Here is a 17,638-nt window from a genome sequence, read left to right as displayed (position 1 = left end):
CTCGTGTCAGGCAACCGCGCCTGGGCTCAGCCTATTCCCGCGCAGCTGGCACGGCAAAGGCGCGTTCCTGGGCGCCAACCGGGCTGGGAAGCACGGTGCTGCCCGTCAGGAAACGGTCGGCGGCGGCCGCGGCGGAACGGCCCTCGGCGATCGCCCAGACGATGAGCGACTGGCCCCGACCGGCGTCGCCGGCCACAAACACGCCGGGGATTTCGGTCGCGTAGTCGTCCCCGCGCAGCAGCGCGCCGCGCGGGCCAGCGGGGAGCGAGAGCGCCGGATCCGCGATCGGTTCGGGGCCGCTGAACCCGAGCGCGACGAGCACGAGATCCGCCGCGAACCGTTGCTCGGTCCCGGGGATCGGGGCGCGCCCGTGCTCGGTGAATCCGGTCTCGGCGACGCGCAGCCCCGTGACCCGGCCGTCCTCCCCCACGCACTCGACCGTGGCGGCGAGGTAGCGTCGCTCGCCGCCCTCCTCGTGCGAACTAGACACCTCGAACAGGGTGGGATGTACCGGCCAGGGCTGACCCGCCGCGCGGGTCTCCGGGGGCTGGGCGCCGATCGCGAGGCTCGTCACCGAACGCGCCCCCTGCCGGTGCGCCGTGCCCACGCAGTCGGCACCCGTGTCGCCGCCACCGATCACGATCACGTGTTTGCCCGCGGCCGACAGCTCCGGCGGGACGACGTCTCCCGGCTCCCCCTGCTGCGCCCGGTTCGCGGCGGTGAGGAACTGCATCGCGGGGAGCACCCCGCCGAGCTCCTCGCCTGGCACCCCGAGCGCCCGCGGGACGGTCGCGCCGGTCGCCACGATCACGGCGTCGAAGCGGCGCCGGAGCTCCGCCCAGCTCATGTCCACGCCGATCTCCACGCCGCAGCGGAAGCGCGTGCCCTCGGCTTTGAGCTGCTCGATCCGGCGCGTCACGAGCGACTTCTCGAGCTTGAAGTCCGGGATCCCGAACCGCAGCAGGCCGCCGGGGGCCTCGTCGCGCTCGTACACGGCGACCGTGTGTCCGGCGCGGGTGAGCTGCTGCGCGGCCGCGAGGCCCGCGGGGCCGGACCCCACCACGGCGACGGTCTTCCCGGTGAGCCGCTCGGGCGGGTGCGGCACGACCCACCCCTCCGCAAATGCGGTGTTGATGATGTGGTTCTCGACCTGCTTGATCGTCACCGCGGGTTCGGAGATCCCGAGCACGCACGCGGATTCGCAGGGCGCCGGGCAGGCCCGCCCGGTGAACTCGGGGAAGTTGTTGGTCGCGTGGAGCCGTTCGATGGCCTCACGGCCGCGGCCCCGGTGCACCAGGTCGTTCCACTCGGGGATGAGGTTCCCGAGCGGGCACCCCTGGTGGCAGAACGCCACCCCGCAGTCCATGCAGCGGGACGCCTGGCGCGCCACGAGCGTCGGGTCGGCGGGGTCGACGACCTCGCGCCAGTCCAGCAGCCGCAGGGCCACCGGACGCTTCGGCTGGAGTTCCCGTTCCCGCACCGTGAGGAATCCGCGCGGATCAGCCATGTGTTGCCTCCAAGATCTCGTTCCACACGGGTGCCCCGTCCGGGTCGGCCCCGGCGGCGTGCGCGCGTGCGCGGATGGTGAGCACGCGGGCGTAGCCGCGCGGGATGAGCCGGGTGAAGCGGGCAAAGCCGCGTTCCGGATCGGTGTCCAGCTCGGCGAGCAGGGCGACGGCCCGGGCGGAGTCCGTCTGCTCCACGTGCCGCTCCAGCAGTTCCCGAATCCGGGCGCGAAGGGCTCGGGCCTCGCCATCCGGGATCGCGCCCTCGCCCTGCGCGCCCAGCGGCTGCAGCTGGAGCGCCCCCGAGGCGAGTTCCGCCGCGTTGACGTCGGCGGGATCCAGGTCCAGGATCACGGCCTCGCCGCCCGACATGCCCGCCCCGATGTTCCGGCCCGTCGGGCCGAGGATCAGCGCGAAGCCGCCCGTGAAGTACTCGAGCGCGTGGTCCCCGGTGCCCTCCACCACCGCGGTGGCCCCGGACCCGCGCACGAGGAACCGTTCGCCCACCACGCCCGCGATCCACAGGGCGCCGCTCGTCGCCCCGTAGCCGATGACGTTGCCGGCGATCACGTTCCCCGCCGCCGTGTGCGCGGCGCGCGGGTGGGGGCGGATCGTGATTTCGCCGCCCGAGAGCCCCTTCCCGACGTAGTCGTTCGCCTCCCCCAGGAGGCGCAGGGTGATCCCAGCGGGCAGGAACGCGCCGAGCGACTGCCCGGCGGAGCCCTGCAGGGTGAGGTCGATCGTTTCGGGCGCGAGCCCGGCCGCACCGAAGCGGCGCGTCACCTCGTGTCCGAGCAGGGTGCCGACCGCGCGGTCGACGTTGCGCACCGGCAGGTCGAAGACGACGGGCCGCCGCGCGGTGAGCGCGTCCTCGGCGAGCGCGATCACGGGCACGTCGAAGTGCGTTTCGAGTTCGTGATCCTGCTCGATGCCGTGGCGGCGGGGGGCGTCCGGGCCGAACGCGGGGCCGCGCAGGATCGGCGTGAGGTCGAGCCCCGACGCTTTCCAGTGCGAGATCGCTTCGCTCACGTCGAGGGAGGCCGTGTCGCCGACCGCCTCGGCGAGCGTGCGGTAGCCGAGCCCGGCGAGGATCTCACGCACCTCCTCCGCGATGAAGGTGAAGAAGTTCACGATGTGGGCGGCCTTCCCGGTGAAGCGATCCCGCAGCTCGGGGTTCTGCGTGGCCACCCCGACCGGGCAGGTATCCAGGTGGCACACCCGCATCATGATGCAGCCGGACACCACGAGTGGGGCGGTCGCGAAGCCGAACTCCTCCGCCCCGAGCAGCGCAGCGATGACCACGTCGCGCCCGGTCTTCAGCTGACCGTCCGCCTGCAACACCACGCGCTCGCGCAGCCCGTTCAGCATGAGGGTCTGCTGCGCCTCGGCGAGGCCGAGTTCCCACGGGCTCCCCGCGTGCTTGAGCGAGTTCATCGGGCTCGCACCGGTGCCCCCGTCGTGGCCGGACACGAGAATCACGTCGGACAGCGCCTTGGCGACGCCGGCCGCGACCGGGCCGATCCCGCTCTGGGCGACGAGCTTCGTCGAGATCCGCGCCGCCGGGTTGGCGCGCTTCAGGTCGAATATGAGCTGCTTCAGATCCTCGATGGAGTAGATGTCGTGGTGCGGCGGCGGGGAGATCAGCCCCACGCCCGGGGTGGCATGCCGCGTGCGGGCGATCCACGGGTACATCTTGCCGGGCGGCAACTGCCCGCCCTCGCCGGGCTTCGCGCCCTGCGCGAGCTTGATCTGGATCTCGTCCGCGCTCGTGAGATAGTGGCTCGTCACCCCGAAGCGGCCCGAGGCGACCTGCTTGATCGCGCTGCGCCGCGCCGGATCGTCGAGGCGGTCCGTGCTCTCTCCGCCCTCGCCGGTGTTGGATCGCCCGCCGAGCTGGTTCATCGCGATCGCGAGCGTCTCGTGCGCCTCGGGCGAGATCGAGCCGTAGCTCATCGCGCCGGTGGCGAAGCGCCGCACGATCGACTCGGCCGGCTCCACCTCGGCGAGCGGCACGGCCGGGCGCTGCGGTGCGAAACGGAACAGGCCGCGCAACGTCATGAGCCGCTGCTCTTGCTCGTTCACGCGCGCCGTGTAGTCGGCGAACACGTCGCGGCGGCCCGTCCGCGTCGCGTGTTGCAGCGTGAACACGGTGTGCGGGTCGAACAGGTGCGGGGCTTCATCGCGCCGCCAGCGGTACTCGCCGCCGGTCTCGAGGCGCTCGTGGGCCAGCGCCGCCGCGTCGTCGGGGTAGGCGGTGCGATGCCGGGCGGCGATCTCCTCCGCGAGCACGTCGAGGCCGACCCCGCCGAGCCGGGACGCCGTGCCCGTGAAGTACCGATCGACCACGGGCTGGCCCAGGCCGATCGCCTCGAAGGTCTGGGCCCCGCAGTACGAGGCGACCGTGGAGATCCCCATCTTGCTCATCACCTTGAGCATGCCCTTGCCGAGCGCGGTGATCAGGTTCGCCACGGCCCGCGTCTCGTCCACGCCCGTGATCGAGCCGTCGCGCACCAAAAGCTCGACGGTTTCCATCGCGAGGTAGGGGTTGACGGCGGCGGCCCCGTAGCCGATCAGCACGGCGACGTGGTGCACCTCCCGCACATCGCCGGACTCCGCGATCAGGGCGACGCGCATGCGCGATCCCGCCCGGATCAGGTGATGGTGCACGGCCGAAACGGCGAGCAGCGACGGCACGGGCGCGAGGGCCCGGGTGGAGTCGCGGTCCGAGATAATCAGAAACTCGGCCCCGGCCGCGATGGCGGCGTCGGCCTCCGCGCACATGGCGTCCAAGCGCTCGGCGAGCCCCGCGGCCCCCCGCTCCACCGGGTACAGGCCGCGCAGGGTCACCGCGCGCTCGCGGAGCGGATCGTCACCAAAGTGCTGGATCCGCGCCAGCGCGTCATTATTGATCACCGGGAAGTCGAGGATCACCTGGCGGGCGTGCGCCGCGGACTGGGTCAGAAGATTTTCTTGCGGCCCCATGCCCGCGCGCAGACTCGTGACGAGCTCTTCACGGAGCGCGTCGAGCGGCGGGTTCGTGACCTGCGCGAACTGCTGCACGAAGTAATCGTGCAGGTGGCGCGGCCGATCGGAGAGCGCCGCGATCGGGGTGTCGGTGCCCATCGCCGCGAGGGGCTCCACGCCGTCGCGCGCCATGGGCGTCAGGACGAGGCGGAGCTCTTCCTCGGTGAAGCCAAACGTGCGCTGGCGGCGGTTGATCGAGGCCGGCGGGTGGACCAGGTGTTCGCGTTCGGGCTGTTCGGCGAGCCGGATCCGGCCCTCGTCCAGCCACTGTCCCCACGGCGCGCTCGTGGCGAGATCCTGCTTGACCTCGGCGTCCTCGCGGATCTGTCCGGTCGCGAGATCGACGGCGAGCATCCGGCCGGGGCGGAGCCGGCCCCGGTGGGCCACGCGTTCCGGCGCGATGTCGAGCACGCCCGCCTCGCTCGCGATCACGAGCAGGCCATCCGTCGTGGTCAGGGTGCGGCCGGGGCGAAGCCCGTTGCGATCCAGCAGGGCGACGAGTTCGTTCCCGTCGGTCGCGATCATCGCGGCCGGGCCATCCCACGGCTCCATGAGGAGGGAGTGGTACTCGAGGAAGTCCGTGAGCTCGGCGCTGAGGCCCGTCTCCGACTCCCACGCCTCGGGGACCATCATCGCGAGGGCGTGCGGCAGCGAACGCCCCGCCATGACCAGCAGCTCGAGGACCTCATCGAAGCTCACTGAATCGCTCCCGCCGGGCGTGCAGATCGGGAGCAGCTGCCGCACATCCCCCAGGCGATCGGACTCGAGCTGCGCCTCCCGGGCGCGCATCCAGTTCCGATTCCCGCGGACCGTGTTGATCTCGCCGTTGTGGGCGACCAGGCGCAGCGGCTGGGCCAGGTGCCACGATGGGAAGGTATTCGTGGAGTAGCGGGAGTGCACGATCGCGAAGCGAGACGTGAAGCGGGGATCGCGCAGCTCGGGGTAGAACTCCGCGAGCTGGAGCGTCGTGACCATCCCCTTGTAGACGATGGTGCGGGCCGAGAGCGAGGGCAGGTAGGTGCCTGTGTCGTGCTGCGCACGCTTGCGGAGACGAAACGCGCGGCGCTCGAGTTCCTCCGGGGACAGCGGGGTGGCGTGGCCCGGTGCCACGATGAGCTGCGTGATCGTGGGCGCTGCGGCGCGCGCGCTCTCGCCCAGCACCTCGGGTCGCACGGCGACGGGCCGCCAGCTCAACACGGCGAGGCCCTCCTCGGCCGCGAGGGCCGCGATCCGGAACTGCACGGCGCGACGCTCGGTGGACTGGGTCGGCAGGAACGCGAGGCCCGCGGCGTAGCCCCCGAGTGGCGGGAGCTCGAGCGCGGGATCTTGCGCGGCCAGCTCGGCCCGGATCAACCCGTCGGGGAGATCGCACAGGATCCCCGCACCGTCCCCGGTCCCCGCGTCGGAGCCGACGGCCCCCCGATGCTCCAGGTGTTCGAGTGCCCGCAGCGCGAGGGTGACGATCTCGTGATCCGGGGTCCCCGTCAGCGTCACGACGGCCGCGAGGCCGCAGGCGTCGCGCTCGTCCGCGGGATCGTAGAGCCCGACCGCAGCGGGGTGTTCTGAGGGGGTGCGTGCGCTCATCGAGGTCCTCACTGTTCGGGGACTTCGAATCTAACACTCGTTTCTTCGGCGTTTTGACCACTTGAACGCAGTTCCTGCGGAGCATTCGGTGGACACCCGGGAGTTGTCGCAGATCATGCGATCATGCCGCCCGGGCACCGCAGGTCTGACGCGCCCGTAACACGCCCGAAACACAACCGTTTCGCCACGGAAATCGCGCCCGAGCAGGCCGTAGCGCGGTCGAATCCGATACCTGAAACCACGCCCCAGCTCGTGCCAACTATCGAACACGTCGCGGCCGGCCGCATGCACCGGTCCGAAACGCCGAAGGGTGAGGTGTGGCCGCTTCCGTACGCGGAAGCGGTCACACCTCACCCTTCGAAGCTCGCGCGCGGGAGGGGGCACCGCGCGAAAAGAATGGTGCGGGACGCGTTAGCCGCCGAAGCTGCTCGTGTCCCCCACGAGGCGGGTGTGGTCCGCGGGGACGGGCTCGACGGCGGCGAGGGCGACCTCGGCCGCGAACTCCGCGACGTTGTACAGGCGTCCGGCCTGCTCGCGGCGCTCCTCGATGGCGCCCGGGTTCAGGCGGTTGAGCAGGGTCGCGGTGACGGTGCCCTCGATCATGTCCCCGGAGACCACGGCGAACTCGATGCCGCGCTCGGCAAGCGCCGGAATGCGCTCGCGCAGCGCGTCCTCGCCGGCACGCTTCGAGCGCGCCACAGGCTCGTACTCGGGCATCGTGGGCGTGGTGTTGATGAAGTGCGCCTGGTGGCTCGTCACAAACACCACGCGACCCCCCTCAGCCATCAGCGGAAGTGCCGCCTCGAGCACGGAAAGCTGCGCGTCCCGGTTCAGCTGGAGCGCATAGTCCTCGGCCATGCCGCCCTCCATGCCACCGGATGCGTTCAGGACGAGGATGTCGAGCCCGCCAAACTCCTCGCGGATCGCGTCCATCATGCCCGCCACCGAGGCCGGATCCGTGAGATCCGCCCCCTGCACGAGCGCGCGCACGCCGAGTTCACGGAGCTGCGTGGCGAGCTTCTCGGCGCGGGGCGCCTTGTTCCGGAAGTTCACGACGACGTCGGCCCCGGCCTCGGCGAAGATCCGGACCGTGTCGGCCCCGACCCCGCGGGACGAACCGGTTACGAGCGCGCGGCGGCCGGAAAGACTTCCCGGCTCAAGATTCTGTGTCACTAGTGCTCCTCACATCGACGAAGTGAACGTACTCCAGGGTAGTGGAGGCGGGCGCGCCCCCGGGGCATGACCGGGCGAAGTCGCGCGCCAGTCCCGTGTCCGGCCCCGTGTCCAGCCCCACGGCCGCGCCTCCGGTTCGCTCCAGGGGGGCTTTCGGCGGGGGTGCCCGACGGAGTAGGCTGCGAGGCACGGGAGGGGCCGTCCAGACCGGCCCCGAAGGTGAGGAGGTCCAGCATGGCCGATCGAACACTTCGCGGGACGCGCATCGGCGCGACCAGCCTGCAGGGCGAAGAGGGCGTGGAGCTCTCGCCGCGTCGCACCGTCGAATACCTGACCGACCGGGGCACCCGCTTTTCGGTGCTCTTCGACGCGGACGCCGAGCCGCCCGCCGAATGGCTCGACCAAAAGAGTGGCGAACTCGGGTTCCTGGATGACGAGGCGGGTCGCACCGCGCGCGCCGAGTTCGAGGAGAAGGAGTCCTCGCAGCGCACCCCGTGGGACATGCTCATCGAACGCCGCACGCGCGAAGAGCTCGAAGAACTGCTGGAGGAGCGGCTTCAGCTCCTGCGCAAGCGCCGCGGCTCGTAGCCGAGCACCACACCGATCGCCGCACCCATCGCGCCGATCAGCATCCACGCACCCGCAATCACCGCACCGAAACGCACCGCGGGCGTCGTGCCGCTCACGAGCGGAATCTCCGCGACCATCGCGTCGGCGGTGAAGGGAGTGAGCCCGGTGAGCGTTTCGCCGGCGGGCGACACCACCGCACTCGTGCCGACAGTGGAAATGTTCACGAGCGGCCGGCCCGTTTCAGTGGCACGCAACCGGGCGATCTGGAGCTGCTGGGCGCTCTCGTCCGTACGCCCGAAGTCCGCGTTGTTCGTGGGGGCGAGGATCACCTGCGCACCCCCGTCCACCATCGCATCCGCCTGAGCGTCGAAGATGATGTCGAAGCAGATCGCGAGGCCCGCGGCGACCGTGCCCGCGGGCGTGTCCAGCTCGAGCACGGTGGACCGTGTGCCCGCCGTGTATTCGAGCTGCACCAGGTCCACGAGGTCCGGCGCGAGCATGTGGAAGAAGTCCCGATTCGGCATGTACTCCGCGAAGGGCACGGGGAAGCGCTTATCGTAGCGCGCGCCCGTGTCGCCACGCGCGTCCCACACCACGGCGCTGTTCGTGTAGCTGCCGTCCGGATCCTGGAGGATCGATCCCGCCACGATCGGGGCCCCCGCCCGGCGAGCGAGCCCCGCAACCTCGAAGTCGCGAAGCGTGTTGCCGGGCAGGTCGAACTCGGCGCTGTTCTCGGGCCACACGATGAGGTCAACGCGCTCCCCCGCAGCGTCAAGCTCGTCGAGCAGGCGCGTTGTGGCCCGGGCATGATCGCGGAACACCGCCCCCGATTCGCGATCATCGAAGATCGCGGACTTCGAGTTTCCCTGGATCGCGGCCACCCGAAGCGTGCCGTCCTGGGGCAGCGGCGCCGCCGGGACGAGCATCATCACCGCGAGCAGCGCGACGGCGCCCGCGACGGCCGCCGTCGTGCGCGTCCGGACACCGGGGCCGCCGCCACGCGCGCCCCACGCCGCCATTCCGGCCGCCACGCAGAGGGCCGCGACGCAGGCGATCGCCCCGCTCAACCCGGAAAACCCCAGCCACGATACGGACTCCGCGAGCCAACCCGTTGCTTGCGTGTGGGCGAGCCGCCCCCAGGCGAAGCCGCCGTAGGGCCAGGACCCCTGCACGGATTCACGCAGCACCCACAGGCCGGCGGCTGTCGCCGCCTGCGCCCCGAGGAGCAGGTTCGGGCGCGAGCGGAACACGGCGGCCCGGGCAAGCCCGCGCGTGCCGGCGGCCACGAGCGCACCGAACAGCGCGAACCACGCCGTCATCACGGCGGTGAGTCCGGCCCAGGGCACGAGTCCCAGGTACAGCGTCAGCCAGGAGATGTGCGGACCCCAGAACGCGCACCCGGCGACGGCGCCGGCGAGCAGGCCCCACCGTGCGCGCTGCTGCCACACGGCGAGGAGGATCAGTGCCGCCGCGGGCAGCGCAAGCGGCCACCATCCCAGTCCGGGGCCGGCCGCGTCGAGCACCAGCCCGCCCCCGGCGGCGGCAAGCAGGGACGTCCACCACCGCAGCCTGCGCGGCGCACGCGCGTCGTCGGGGTGCGCGTCGTCGGCGCGCGCGCTGCCGAGAACGGGGGCCGTGCTCAGCGGAGAGCCAGCCCCGGTCACTGCCCCCGTGGCATGCGCCCCGCTCACGACGTACTCGACGCTTCCACGATGCCGCGGCGCACCGAGCGCTTCGCGGAGCGTGCCAGCTGTGCAAGGTCCCCGAGGTCCGGGCTCGTCAGGCCGGCCCGGACGCCCGCTTCGCAGGCCTGTGCGATCTGATCGAGCAGGTCGATGGTCTGCTTGGTCCAGCGCACGAAGTCCCCAGCGCCGAGACCTGCCTCTTCGAGCACCCGTTCGATCGGCTGGCCGGAGGCCCAGGCGTGCATCGTACCGGCGAGGCCCGCGTCGGGCATTTCGCTGCGCGGCAGGCGCGAGCGCTCCGCGAGATCGTCCAGGCGCTCCCAGATCTCGAGAACGCGATCGTGCGCGGCGAGGAAGGCGCCGCCAGGAAGCCGCGGTGAGCCTTCCTCGTCGCGGCGCGCCTCGTAGCTCAGCACGCAGCACATCGCCGCGAGGCCGGGGGCGTCGAGGCCGCGGAACGCGTCCGCGCGGAGGCACTCGGCCACCAGCAGGTCGCGTTCGCCGTAGATCCGTCGCAGCAGCTCACCCCAGATGGTGACCTGGGGTTCGCCCGCGATGCGATCGAGGTACCCGAGTTCGAGCAGCATGTGCACCACCCGGTCGAAGGTGCGCGCGATCGTGCCGGTGCGCGAGGCAACCTGGCGACGGCCGCGCTCGATCCGGCGCCGCAGCTTGCGGGCCCGATCCTCCCAGCGCTTGCGGTCGGCTCCCTGTGCCTTCGCGGCGGCCCGGTCGTATCCGGCGAGCGAGTCTTGCTCGGCGCGGAGTTCCCGCGCCTGATCCACCACCGCGCGGTCCGCTTGGAACTGCGCGAAGGACAGTTCGAGCGTCTCCCGCACGCGCTCCTCGTCCATCCGCTGCAACAGGTTGACCGCCATATTCGGGGTGGGCCGGAAGCTGGACTTCACGGGAAACGACCGCGCCCCGGCGAGGTGCGCGAGCGCTTCAAGCTCGACGCTGTCGCTCCACACGACCACGGCGTGCCCCTCGACGTCGATGCCGCGGCGGCCGGCACGCCCGGTGAGCTGCGTGTACTCCCCCGAGGTCAGGGGCACCCGCTGCTCGCCGTTGAACTTGTCGAGCCGCTCGATCGCGACCGCCCGAGCGGGCATGTTGATGCCGAGCGCAAGCGTCTCCGTCGCGAACACGACCTTCACGAGCCGCTGCTGAAAGAGCCGCTCCACGACGGCCTTGAACGCGGGCAGCAGCCCGGCGTGGTGGGCCGCGATCCCCCGCTCCAGGCCCGCGATCCACTCGCGCACGCCGAGGACTCGACGCTCCTCCTCGCTCATGTCGCGCGTCTCGGCCCGAGCGATGCGCCGGATCTCCTCGCGCTCCTCCCGGGTGGTGAGCGTGATGCCCTCGAACAGGCACTGCCGCACCGCCTGATCGCAGCCGTTCCGGCTGAAGATGAACACGATCGCGGGCAGCAGCTCGGTCTCGTCGAGCGCACGCACGATGTCGGCGCGGGACACCCGGCGACCCCGGCGCTGCGGGGCCCGGCCCCGCGCCCGATCGCGCCCGCCGCGCCCGGAGCCCCGGCCCCCGGCCTCCAACATCCGCAGCTCGGGGTTCAGCCGCCCGCGCTCCGCGAGGCCGCCGTCGCGCCCTACGTAGAGCGGCATCAGCTCCTTGGGCGTGAGCACGTGCTGGTAGAGCGGGACGGGGCGGTGCTCCGAGAGCACCACGTCCGTGTCGCCGCGCACCGCGTGCATCCAATCGCCGAACTCCTCGGCGTTCGAGACCGTGGCCGAGAGCGCGACGAGCCGCACCTCCCGCGGCAGGTGCAGGATGATCTCTTCCCACACCGCGCCGCGGAAGCGGTCGCCCAGGTAGTGCACCTCGTCGAGCACGACAAAGGCGAGATCCGTGAGCGCGTCCGATTCCGCGTAGATCATGTTCCGCAGCACCTCCGTGGTCATCACCACGATGGGGGCGTCGCCGCGGATGTTCAGATCCCCCGTCAGGAGTCCCACCTCGTCCTCGCCGTACTCGGCGCACAGTTCCCGGAACTTCTGGTTCGAGAGCGCTTTGATGGGGGCCGTGTAGAAGATGCGCGCGTCGCGCTCACGGCGCGCGAGATACACCGCGAACTCGGCGATGGTGGTTTTCCCGGATCCCGTGGGGGCGGCAACGAGCACGCTGCGTCCCTCTTCGAGTCGCTGACAGGCCGTGACCTGGAAGGAGTCAAGCGGATAGTCGAGACGGCCGGCAAAGAACTGCAGCGCCGTCTCTTCGGGGGTGGTGGTGGGCGCTGCAGTCTCGGTCATTCGTCGTCCTTTGTGGCTACGGGATCGAGGTCGTATTCCGCGAACTCGGCGGCGCGGCGTTTATCCGCCCGACGATCGTGCAGGATCGCGATGCCCGCGGCCGCGAAATACAGCACCGCGATGGGGGCCGCGAGCAGGAACATGCTCATGAGGTCAGCGGCCGGGGTCGTGATCCCCGCGAACAGGATGATCAGCAGGATCGCGATCCGCCAGCTCTTCAGAATCGACTGGCCGCGCAGCACGCCCATGAAGTTCAGCATCACGAGGAGCGCCGGCATGACGAAGCCGATCCCGACCGCGAGCAGCAGCTTGACGGCGAAGTCCAGGTAGAGCCGCGCCTGCAGGTAAAACGCGTCCTCGTCGGGCTGGAAGCTCGCGAGCAGCCGGACGATGTTGGGCATCACCATCCACCCGGCGAACGCGCCGCCCAGGAACAGGGGAACCGCCGCGCCGAGGAACCCCACGCCGTACAGCTTTTCGCGCTTCGTGAGGCCGGGGGCAAGGAACGCCCAAATCTGGTAGAGCCAAACGGGAGACGCGATGAGGATGGCGATAAACAGCGCGATCTGCACCTTGGTGTCGAACGCCCCCGTGATGTCGCCATAGGCGATGATCGCGTCCCGGCCCTGCTCCCCGAGCTGTTCGATCGGGCGGCGCAGCATGTCCCACACCCAGTCCGAGAGGAACCAGCCGGCGACGAGCGCAACGACGATCGCGATTGCGGAGATCATGAGGCGCTTGCGCAGCTCAACCAGGTGGTCGCCAAGGGTCATGCGCCCGTCCGGGGAACGCTTCGTGCGAGGCTCTCGTGCCATTCGATCAGTGTATCTCAGGACGGGGCGCGCCCCGTCGCGCGTCGCCGGTGAGCCGGGGCACTACGCGTCGTAGCTCGCGAGCGCGCGATCGGCCCACATCCGGACGGCATCGCGCGCGGACTCGGGCGACACGATCGCGATCTCCCCCGGCGCGAGTTGCACCAGTCGGATCGCGGTGTCCCGGTGCCAGGCGTCCACGCGGAGCTGCACGGAACCGTCCGCGTGCTCCTGCAGGATCGTCGGCTGGAATCCGGCGAGCCGGGGCACGGCGCGGGCCGCGACCCGAGCGACGATCGCGGAGAGCACGGGCGTGGCGCCCGGTGCCGGATCGGTGGGTGCCGGATCGGCGGGTGCCGGATCGGCGGGTGCCGGATCGGCGGGAATCGCCCCGTCGAGTTCGCGCAGCTCCGACATCTGCTCCACGCGGAAGGTGCGCTCCGCCTGTCGGTCGACGCAGTGGGCGCGCAGGTACCAACCGCCCGCGCGCTGTGTGAGCGCGATCGGGGCGACGCGCCGCAGCGTCGTCGCACCGGCGGCGTCGCGGTACACGAACTGCACCGGCTGCCCAGCGTCGATCGCGGCAACGAGGCGCGGCACCCGCGGATCTTCCGGCTCGACGCTCACGGTCATCGTGGGTTCCGCCCCGCCGAGCGCGGCGCCCAGCTTCGCGGCGATCCCGCGCGCAAGCTCAGCGTCCGCCTCGGGGAGCATCGCCGTGATCGCTTGGAGGCCCGCGACGAGCGCCGCGGTCTCCGCGGGCGAGAACCGCGGGGCCTCCTCCACCGCGACCGTGCGCGTCAGGCTGACCTCGTCATAGAGCTCAAGGGCGTCCCAGTCGATGTCGAACAGGTCTTCGTCCTGGTAGCTCAGCGTCTCTCCGGGCACGCCCGCGGTGCCGAGGAACCGCACGAGCGACCGGAGGAGTTCCGGGGTCACGTCAAAGCGCTCGGCAAGCTCTGCCACGGGCACCGCCCCATGTTCACGCAGGTACGGGACGAGCGACAGGAGCAGCAGCACCCGGTCCGGGCCCAGCACGGGTTTCCGCACGTTACACCTCCCCGGTATCTACCGAACGGTCCCCCGGGCCTGTGGCCGGGTCACTTCCGGGTGCCGTCGGTGCCGTCGCCGCGTGCGTTTCCGCCCCGTGCGTCGCCGCGATCCGGCGCAGGCCGGTCGTCACGAGCTCGCGCAGCGCGGGCGGGGCGACCACGGCAACGTCCGCGCCAAAGCTCAGCAGCTCGGCCGCCAGCAGATGCGGATCGAGCATGCCCAGCGACAGTTCCAGCGTCAGCTCCGGGTCCAGCGCCGGGTCGGCCTCGGCGTGCGTGCGTGCGCGCGGTGCGAGCCGCGCCTCCGCAATGGATCCGCGCCGCACCCGCACGGTGGCGCGCTGCTGCTCGCGCAGCGCGGCGAGCTCGGCCTCCGCGGCGGGGACCCGTGCCCGGAGTTCGGGATCGAACTCCTGCTTCTCAAGCGTGACGGGACCGTCGATCCGGGCGAGCAGAAACACCCGATCCGCTTCCCGATCGAGGTCCCATGAAAGAAGGTGCCAGCGGCCGTCGGCCCGGTGCAGTCGGAGCGGGGCAACACGCCGCTCGAGTGGCGCATCACGCCCCGGAAGCGTGTAGTCGAAGCGCACGATCCGGCCCTGGGTGATCGCGTCCTGCAGCGGCGCGGCCGCGGGTTCCAGCGTGCCGAGGCGCGGCGCGACACCGAGGTGCTGCACGTCGAGGCCGGCGCCGAGCGCCTCAAGCTTCATCGCGGCCCGGCGCGACTCCGCGCTCAGGCTCCCCTCTTGCCAGGCGAGGGCCGCCAGTCGCAAGAGCACGAGCTCGCGTTCGCTGAAGCGCAGTTCCCGCGGGAACTCAAGCCGTTCCTTCGAGATTCGGTACCGCGTGAGCTGATTGTTGCCCGGTTCCAGCGGTGAGTCGCGTGTCTCGATCTGGATGCCGAGACTCCGGAGCTGCTCCTTGTCGCGCTCAAACTGGCGTTCGAGTGCCGCCATGCCCGCGCCGCGCTGGTCCCGGCCGGCATACCCGTACACCGAGGAGAGGAGTTCACGCTTCGTGAGCCCCTCGGGACTCACGACAAGAGCGAGCACCAGGCTGAACACCCGCTGCTCGCTCGGTACCGTCGAACGGCCCGCCACTCGGCGCCTAGTTCACCCCGAGGACGTCGACGACCACTACGCGTGCAGCGCCGCCCTCGTTCTCGACGATCACCACCTGGGAGCCGAGCTGTGCGCCCGTAAGCTCCGTGCGGAACGTGTTGCCGGACTGCGAGATCTGGTCCTCGGAACCGAGCGCCATGAGGCCCGTGTTCCACGTATTCTGCTGCGGCGTACCGTCCCAGCCGACCGCCAGGACCTGGCCGATGACGTTGTCGTCGGCCTGCACGACCACGCCGTCACCCTCGATGCGCGTGGCCGAGGTCGTGCCCTTCGGCGCGGCGCGCGGCGGCAGCACGACACCCGGGACGCCATCTTCGTTCGTCACGACCGCGGGGTAGCCGTTCGGCAGGCCGCGGACGGGTCCCTGCGCCGCGAGCGGCGAGGTGGAGGTCACGTCGATGACGCCCACGAGCGCACTGCCCGGGGTGCCGCCGAGCTGCATGGCGAGCTGCATGCTCTCCTCCGGGGAGAGCGCGAGGGCGACTCGGTCCCCCTCGGCGGCGCAGCGTACGGCCTCGCTCAGCGGGTTCGCCATGTCTTCCGAGACGAGCAGGTACTCGGGGGCCATGTCGCCATCCACGAAGCCGGGGCTCTCATAGAGCTTCTTCCCGCTCTCCGCATCCACGAAGGCCATGTTCACGCCGACCAGCGAATTCTCGGAGGCAATCGAGCTGCGATCCGCCGCTTCCGTGATCACGGTGCGCTGCGAGGACAGGATCTCCGTGCCCTCGGGTGCGGTGATCTGCGGGCTCTGGCCGAACTCGCCAAGCACCACCACGTTGTCGCTGAGCGCACCGGGCGACATCGAGGGGGCGCAGTCTGCACTCGCCGCGCTCTGCGCGGTGCACCCGGTGACCCCGGCGATAAGCAGCGTCGCCACTGCGGTTGCGGGAACAAGTCGACGAAGCATATGCACCTCTCGCGGAAGCCTCAGTGTGAACTCCGCCATCCTATCGAACCTCGGCTGCGCATCCGCGCACCCCACCCCGAACGGCGATCACGCGTCCGTGTCGCCACCGTATGCGGCCGCCTCGGCACCGCGCTCGTCGGCCAGCGTGCGGGCTTCGCGCACCTTCTTTCGGAGCACCTTCTCGCTCTTGGGTCGCTCCCCCATCGCTTCCGGGGTCCACACCTCGTCCCCGCTCGCCTCGCCGGCCAGATCGGGCAGCCAGGTCGCCAGGTCCTCGTCGCTGAACTCCCCCTTCGAGGCGCGGCGCTTCAGGCTCGGCATCACCGTGTTGGGAGCGAGCCGGCGGGCGGTGATAAGGAAGCCCGTGTGCGCAACCATCCGGTGATCCGGGCGGACCGCGAGCCCCTCAACATGCCACCCGCGCACCATCGTCTCGGAGGACTGCGGGTGGGTGAACAGGCCGCTGCGCCGAATCTGCTCCGCCGTGCGCGACAGCTGGGTCACCGTCGCGACGTAGCAAATCAGCACGCCGCCGGGCTGGAGCGCGTTCGCGGCGACATCGACGCACTCCCAGGGTGCGAGCATGTCGAGCACCACACGATCCACCGTGCCGTCCGGGCACACGGCGGGCAGCGTGTCCTGCAGATCGCCCACCGACAGCGTCCAGTTCTCCGGGGCAGCGCCCGAGTAGGCAGCGACGTTTGCGCGCGCGACATCCGCGAACTCGTCGCGGCGTTCGAACGAGAACAGCTCACCGGTCGCGCCGATCCCGCGCAGCAGGTGGAGCGAGAGTGCGCCGGATCCGACGCCGGCTTCTACGACGCGCGCGCCGGGGAAGATGTCCGCGAGCGACAGAATCTGCGCCGCATCCTTCGGGTACACGATCGCGGCGCCGCGCGGCATCGACATGACGAAGTCCGAGAGCAGCGGGCGCAGCAGCAGGTACTCTTCGCCGCTACTGTTCACGACGACGGAGGCGTCCGGGAGGCCCACCATGTCCGCGTGCGGGATGACGCCGCGATGGCTGTGGAACTCGCCGCCCGGCACGAGCGTGATCGTGTTCAACCGCCCCTTCGGGCCGGTCAACTGCAGTCGGTCCCCGTAGCCCAGCGGGCCGCTCGGTGCCGGGGTCCCCATGACCGCTTCCTGTTCGCTCACGCGTGTGTGTCCTCTCGGGTGGGTGTGTCCGGGCGCGCATAACGCCGGAATCGTTCGGAAAGTATGTCGGCGTCCACGCCGGCGAGCGTGGGCCAGTGTTCGTGGGCCGGTGCCGCGTCGATGTTCAGGAGATTCGGGATCCCGAACGTCACCGCGCCGGATGCGCGCGCCGCGCGCACCCCGGTGAGCGAGTCTTCGAGCGCGACGCACTCCGTGATCGAAACGTCAAGCAACTCGGCACCCCGCAGATATGGCTCGGGGTGCGGCTTCTCGTGCGCGACCTCGTCGCCCCCGAGCACCGCCGCGAATCGCAGCTCGTCCGGGAGCAGCGCGAGCACCGCGTCGGCGATCTCGCGCACCGCCATCGTGACCAGGCCGAACGGGATCCCGGCATCGCGCAGGGAGCCCAGCAGCTCGATCGCGCCGGGCCGCCACTGCGGCCCCTCGGAGCGCAGGCCCGCGATGACGCTCGCCGTCCACTCGGCGATGATCTCCTCGATCGTCAGTGGCACGCCGAGCCCCTGGAAGGTCGCCGCGGCGGCGCGCAAGCCCGAGCCGATCAGGCTGTCACGCACCTGCTCCGTGAGCTCGATGTCGTAGCGGCGGAGCATCCTCAGCTCCGCCTCCAGCCACAGGGGTTCGGAATCGATGAGGGTGCCGTCCATGTCCCACAGCACGGCCGCGGGGGTTCGCAGAGCAGGATTCGAGGTCATCTGCACCATTCTATCCGCCCGGTGTCGTTATCCTTGAGGCAGGCCGCCGCGCGTGCGGCCA

The 17,638-nt window shown here is 71.0% G+C and carries 12 protein-coding genes; 1 reads left to right on the top strand and 11 read right to left on the bottom strand.

Translation table 11 applies throughout. The annotated features are described in order from the left end of the window. Positions 1 to 31 precede the first annotated feature (31 nt). From D3230_RS08005 to D3230_RS07995, 3 genes are all read right to left on the bottom strand, one after another. On the bottom strand, positions 32 to 1,507 hold the full coding sequence (locus tag D3230_RS08005) for a glutamate synthase subunit beta (protein WP_202344530.1): 1,476 nt from the start codon (positions 1,505 to 1,507) through the stop codon (positions 32 to 34). Further along, entirely contained in the window at positions 1,500 to 6,113 is a 4,614-nt protein-coding gene (gene gltB, locus D3230_RS08000) for a glutamate synthase large subunit (protein ID WP_202344529.1), read from the bottom strand. The genes D3230_RS08005 and gltB overlap by 8 nt, the downstream gene beginning before the upstream one ends. Before the next feature lie 411 nt (positions 6,114 to 6,524). Continuing rightward, entirely contained in the window at positions 6,525 to 7,286 is a 762-nt protein-coding gene (locus D3230_RS07995; RefSeq protein WP_202344528.1) for an SDR family oxidoreductase, read from the bottom strand. 234 nt (positions 7,287 to 7,520) lie between these two features. Between D3230_RS07995 and D3230_RS07990 the strand changes: the two genes are divergently transcribed. Next, on the top strand, positions 7,521 to 7,874 hold the full coding sequence (locus tag D3230_RS07990) for an RNA polymerase-binding protein RbpA (protein WP_202344527.1): 354 nt from the start codon (positions 7,521 to 7,523) through the stop codon (positions 7,872 to 7,874). On the opposite strand, the gene lnt is transcribed toward D3230_RS07990, so the two are convergent. The 8 genes from lnt to D3230_RS07950 form a co-directional block, all read right to left on the bottom strand. Continuing rightward, complete coding sequence (gene lnt / locus D3230_RS07985; protein ID WP_337249134.1) at positions 7,844 to 9,547, bottom strand: apolipoprotein N-acyltransferase; 1,704 nt, start codon at positions 9,545 to 9,547, stop codon at positions 7,844 to 7,846. The genes D3230_RS07990 and lnt overlap by 31 nt on opposite strands. After that, positions 9,544 to 11,811, bottom strand: coding sequence for a DEAD/DEAH box helicase (locus tag D3230_RS07980; protein WP_202344526.1), 2,268 nt, complete (start codon positions 11,809 to 11,811; stop codon positions 9,544 to 9,546). The genes lnt and D3230_RS07980 overlap by 4 nt, the downstream gene beginning before the upstream one ends. Further along, positions 11,808 to 12,626: a twin-arginine translocase subunit TatC gene (gene tatC / locus D3230_RS07975; RefSeq protein WP_237467229.1), complete on the bottom strand. Its 819-nt coding sequence runs from the start codon at positions 12,624 to 12,626 to the stop codon at positions 11,808 to 11,810. Before tatC ends, D3230_RS07980 begins: the two co-directional genes overlap by 4 nt. 60 nt (positions 12,627 to 12,686) lie before the next feature. Further along, positions 12,687 to 13,673, bottom strand: a complete 987-nt coding sequence (locus D3230_RS07970; RefSeq protein ID WP_202344525.1) for a WYL domain-containing protein — start codon at positions 13,671 to 13,673, stop codon at positions 12,687 to 12,689. Between the two features lies 1 nt (position 13,674). After that, on the bottom strand, positions 13,675 to 14,775 hold the full coding sequence (locus tag D3230_RS07965) for a WYL domain-containing protein (protein WP_202344524.1): 1,101 nt from the start codon (positions 14,773 to 14,775) through the stop codon (positions 13,675 to 13,677). A 7-nt stretch (positions 14,776 to 14,782) separates the two neighbouring features. Continuing rightward, positions 14,783 to 15,706, bottom strand: a complete 924-nt coding sequence (locus D3230_RS07960) for a peptidylprolyl isomerase (RefSeq protein WP_202344523.1) — start codon at positions 15,704 to 15,706, stop codon at positions 14,783 to 14,785. Positions 15,707 to 15,793: 87 nt separating this feature from the next. Then, positions 15,794 to 16,843 carry a tRNA (adenine-N1)-methyltransferase gene (locus D3230_RS07955; protein ID WP_202344848.1) on the bottom strand — a complete coding sequence of 350 codons (1,050 nt, stop codon included), beginning with the start codon at positions 16,841 to 16,843 and terminating at the stop codon, positions 15,794 to 15,796. A gap of 17 nt (positions 16,844 to 16,860) precedes the next feature. Further along, positions 16,861 to 17,577, bottom strand: coding sequence for an HAD family hydrolase (locus D3230_RS07950; RefSeq protein ID WP_237467228.1), 717 nt, complete (start codon positions 17,575 to 17,577; stop codon positions 16,861 to 16,863). Positions 17,578 to 17,638 lie beyond the last annotated feature (61 nt).

This window comes from Leucobacter chromiireducens subsp. solipictus, assembly GCF_016758195.1.
Taxonomy (GTDB): Bacteria; Actinomycetota; Actinomycetes; order Actinomycetales; family Microbacteriaceae; genus Leucobacter; species Leucobacter solipictus.
Note: the sequence above shows the minus strand (reverse complement) of the source record. Positions and strands in the feature narration are given on the sequence as shown.

Bases quoted from the DNA above. Each gene is read 5' to 3' on its own strand.
- D3230_RS08005 (WP_202344530.1), bottom strand. From the start codon at position 1,507: ATGGCTGATCCGCGCGGATTCCTCACGGTGCGGGAACGGGAACTCCAG.
- gltB (WP_202344529.1), bottom strand. From the start codon at position 6,113: ATGAGCGCACGCACCCCCTCAGAACACCCCGCTGCGGTCGGGCTCTAC.
- D3230_RS07990 (WP_202344527.1), top strand. From the start codon at position 7,521: ATGGCCGATCGAACACTTCGCGGGACGCGCATCGGCGCGACCAGCCTG.
- D3230_RS07980 (WP_202344526.1), bottom strand. From the start codon at position 11,811: ATGACCGAGACTGCAGCGCCCACCACCACCCCCGAAGAGACGGCGCTG.
- tatC (WP_237467229.1), bottom strand. From the start codon at position 12,626: ATGGCACGAGAGCCTCGCACGAAGCGTTCCCCGGACGGGCGCATGACC.
- D3230_RS07960 (WP_202344523.1), bottom strand. From the start codon at position 15,706: ATGCTTCGTCGACTTGTTCCCGCAACCGCAGTGGCGACGCTGCTTATC.
- D3230_RS07955 (WP_202344848.1), bottom strand. From the start codon at position 16,843: ATGGGGACCCCGGCACCGAGCGGCCCGCTGGGCTACGGGGACCGACTG.
- D3230_RS07950 (WP_237467228.1), bottom strand. From the start codon at position 17,577: ATGACCTCGAATCCTGCTCTGCGAACCCCCGCGGCCGTGCTGTGGGAC.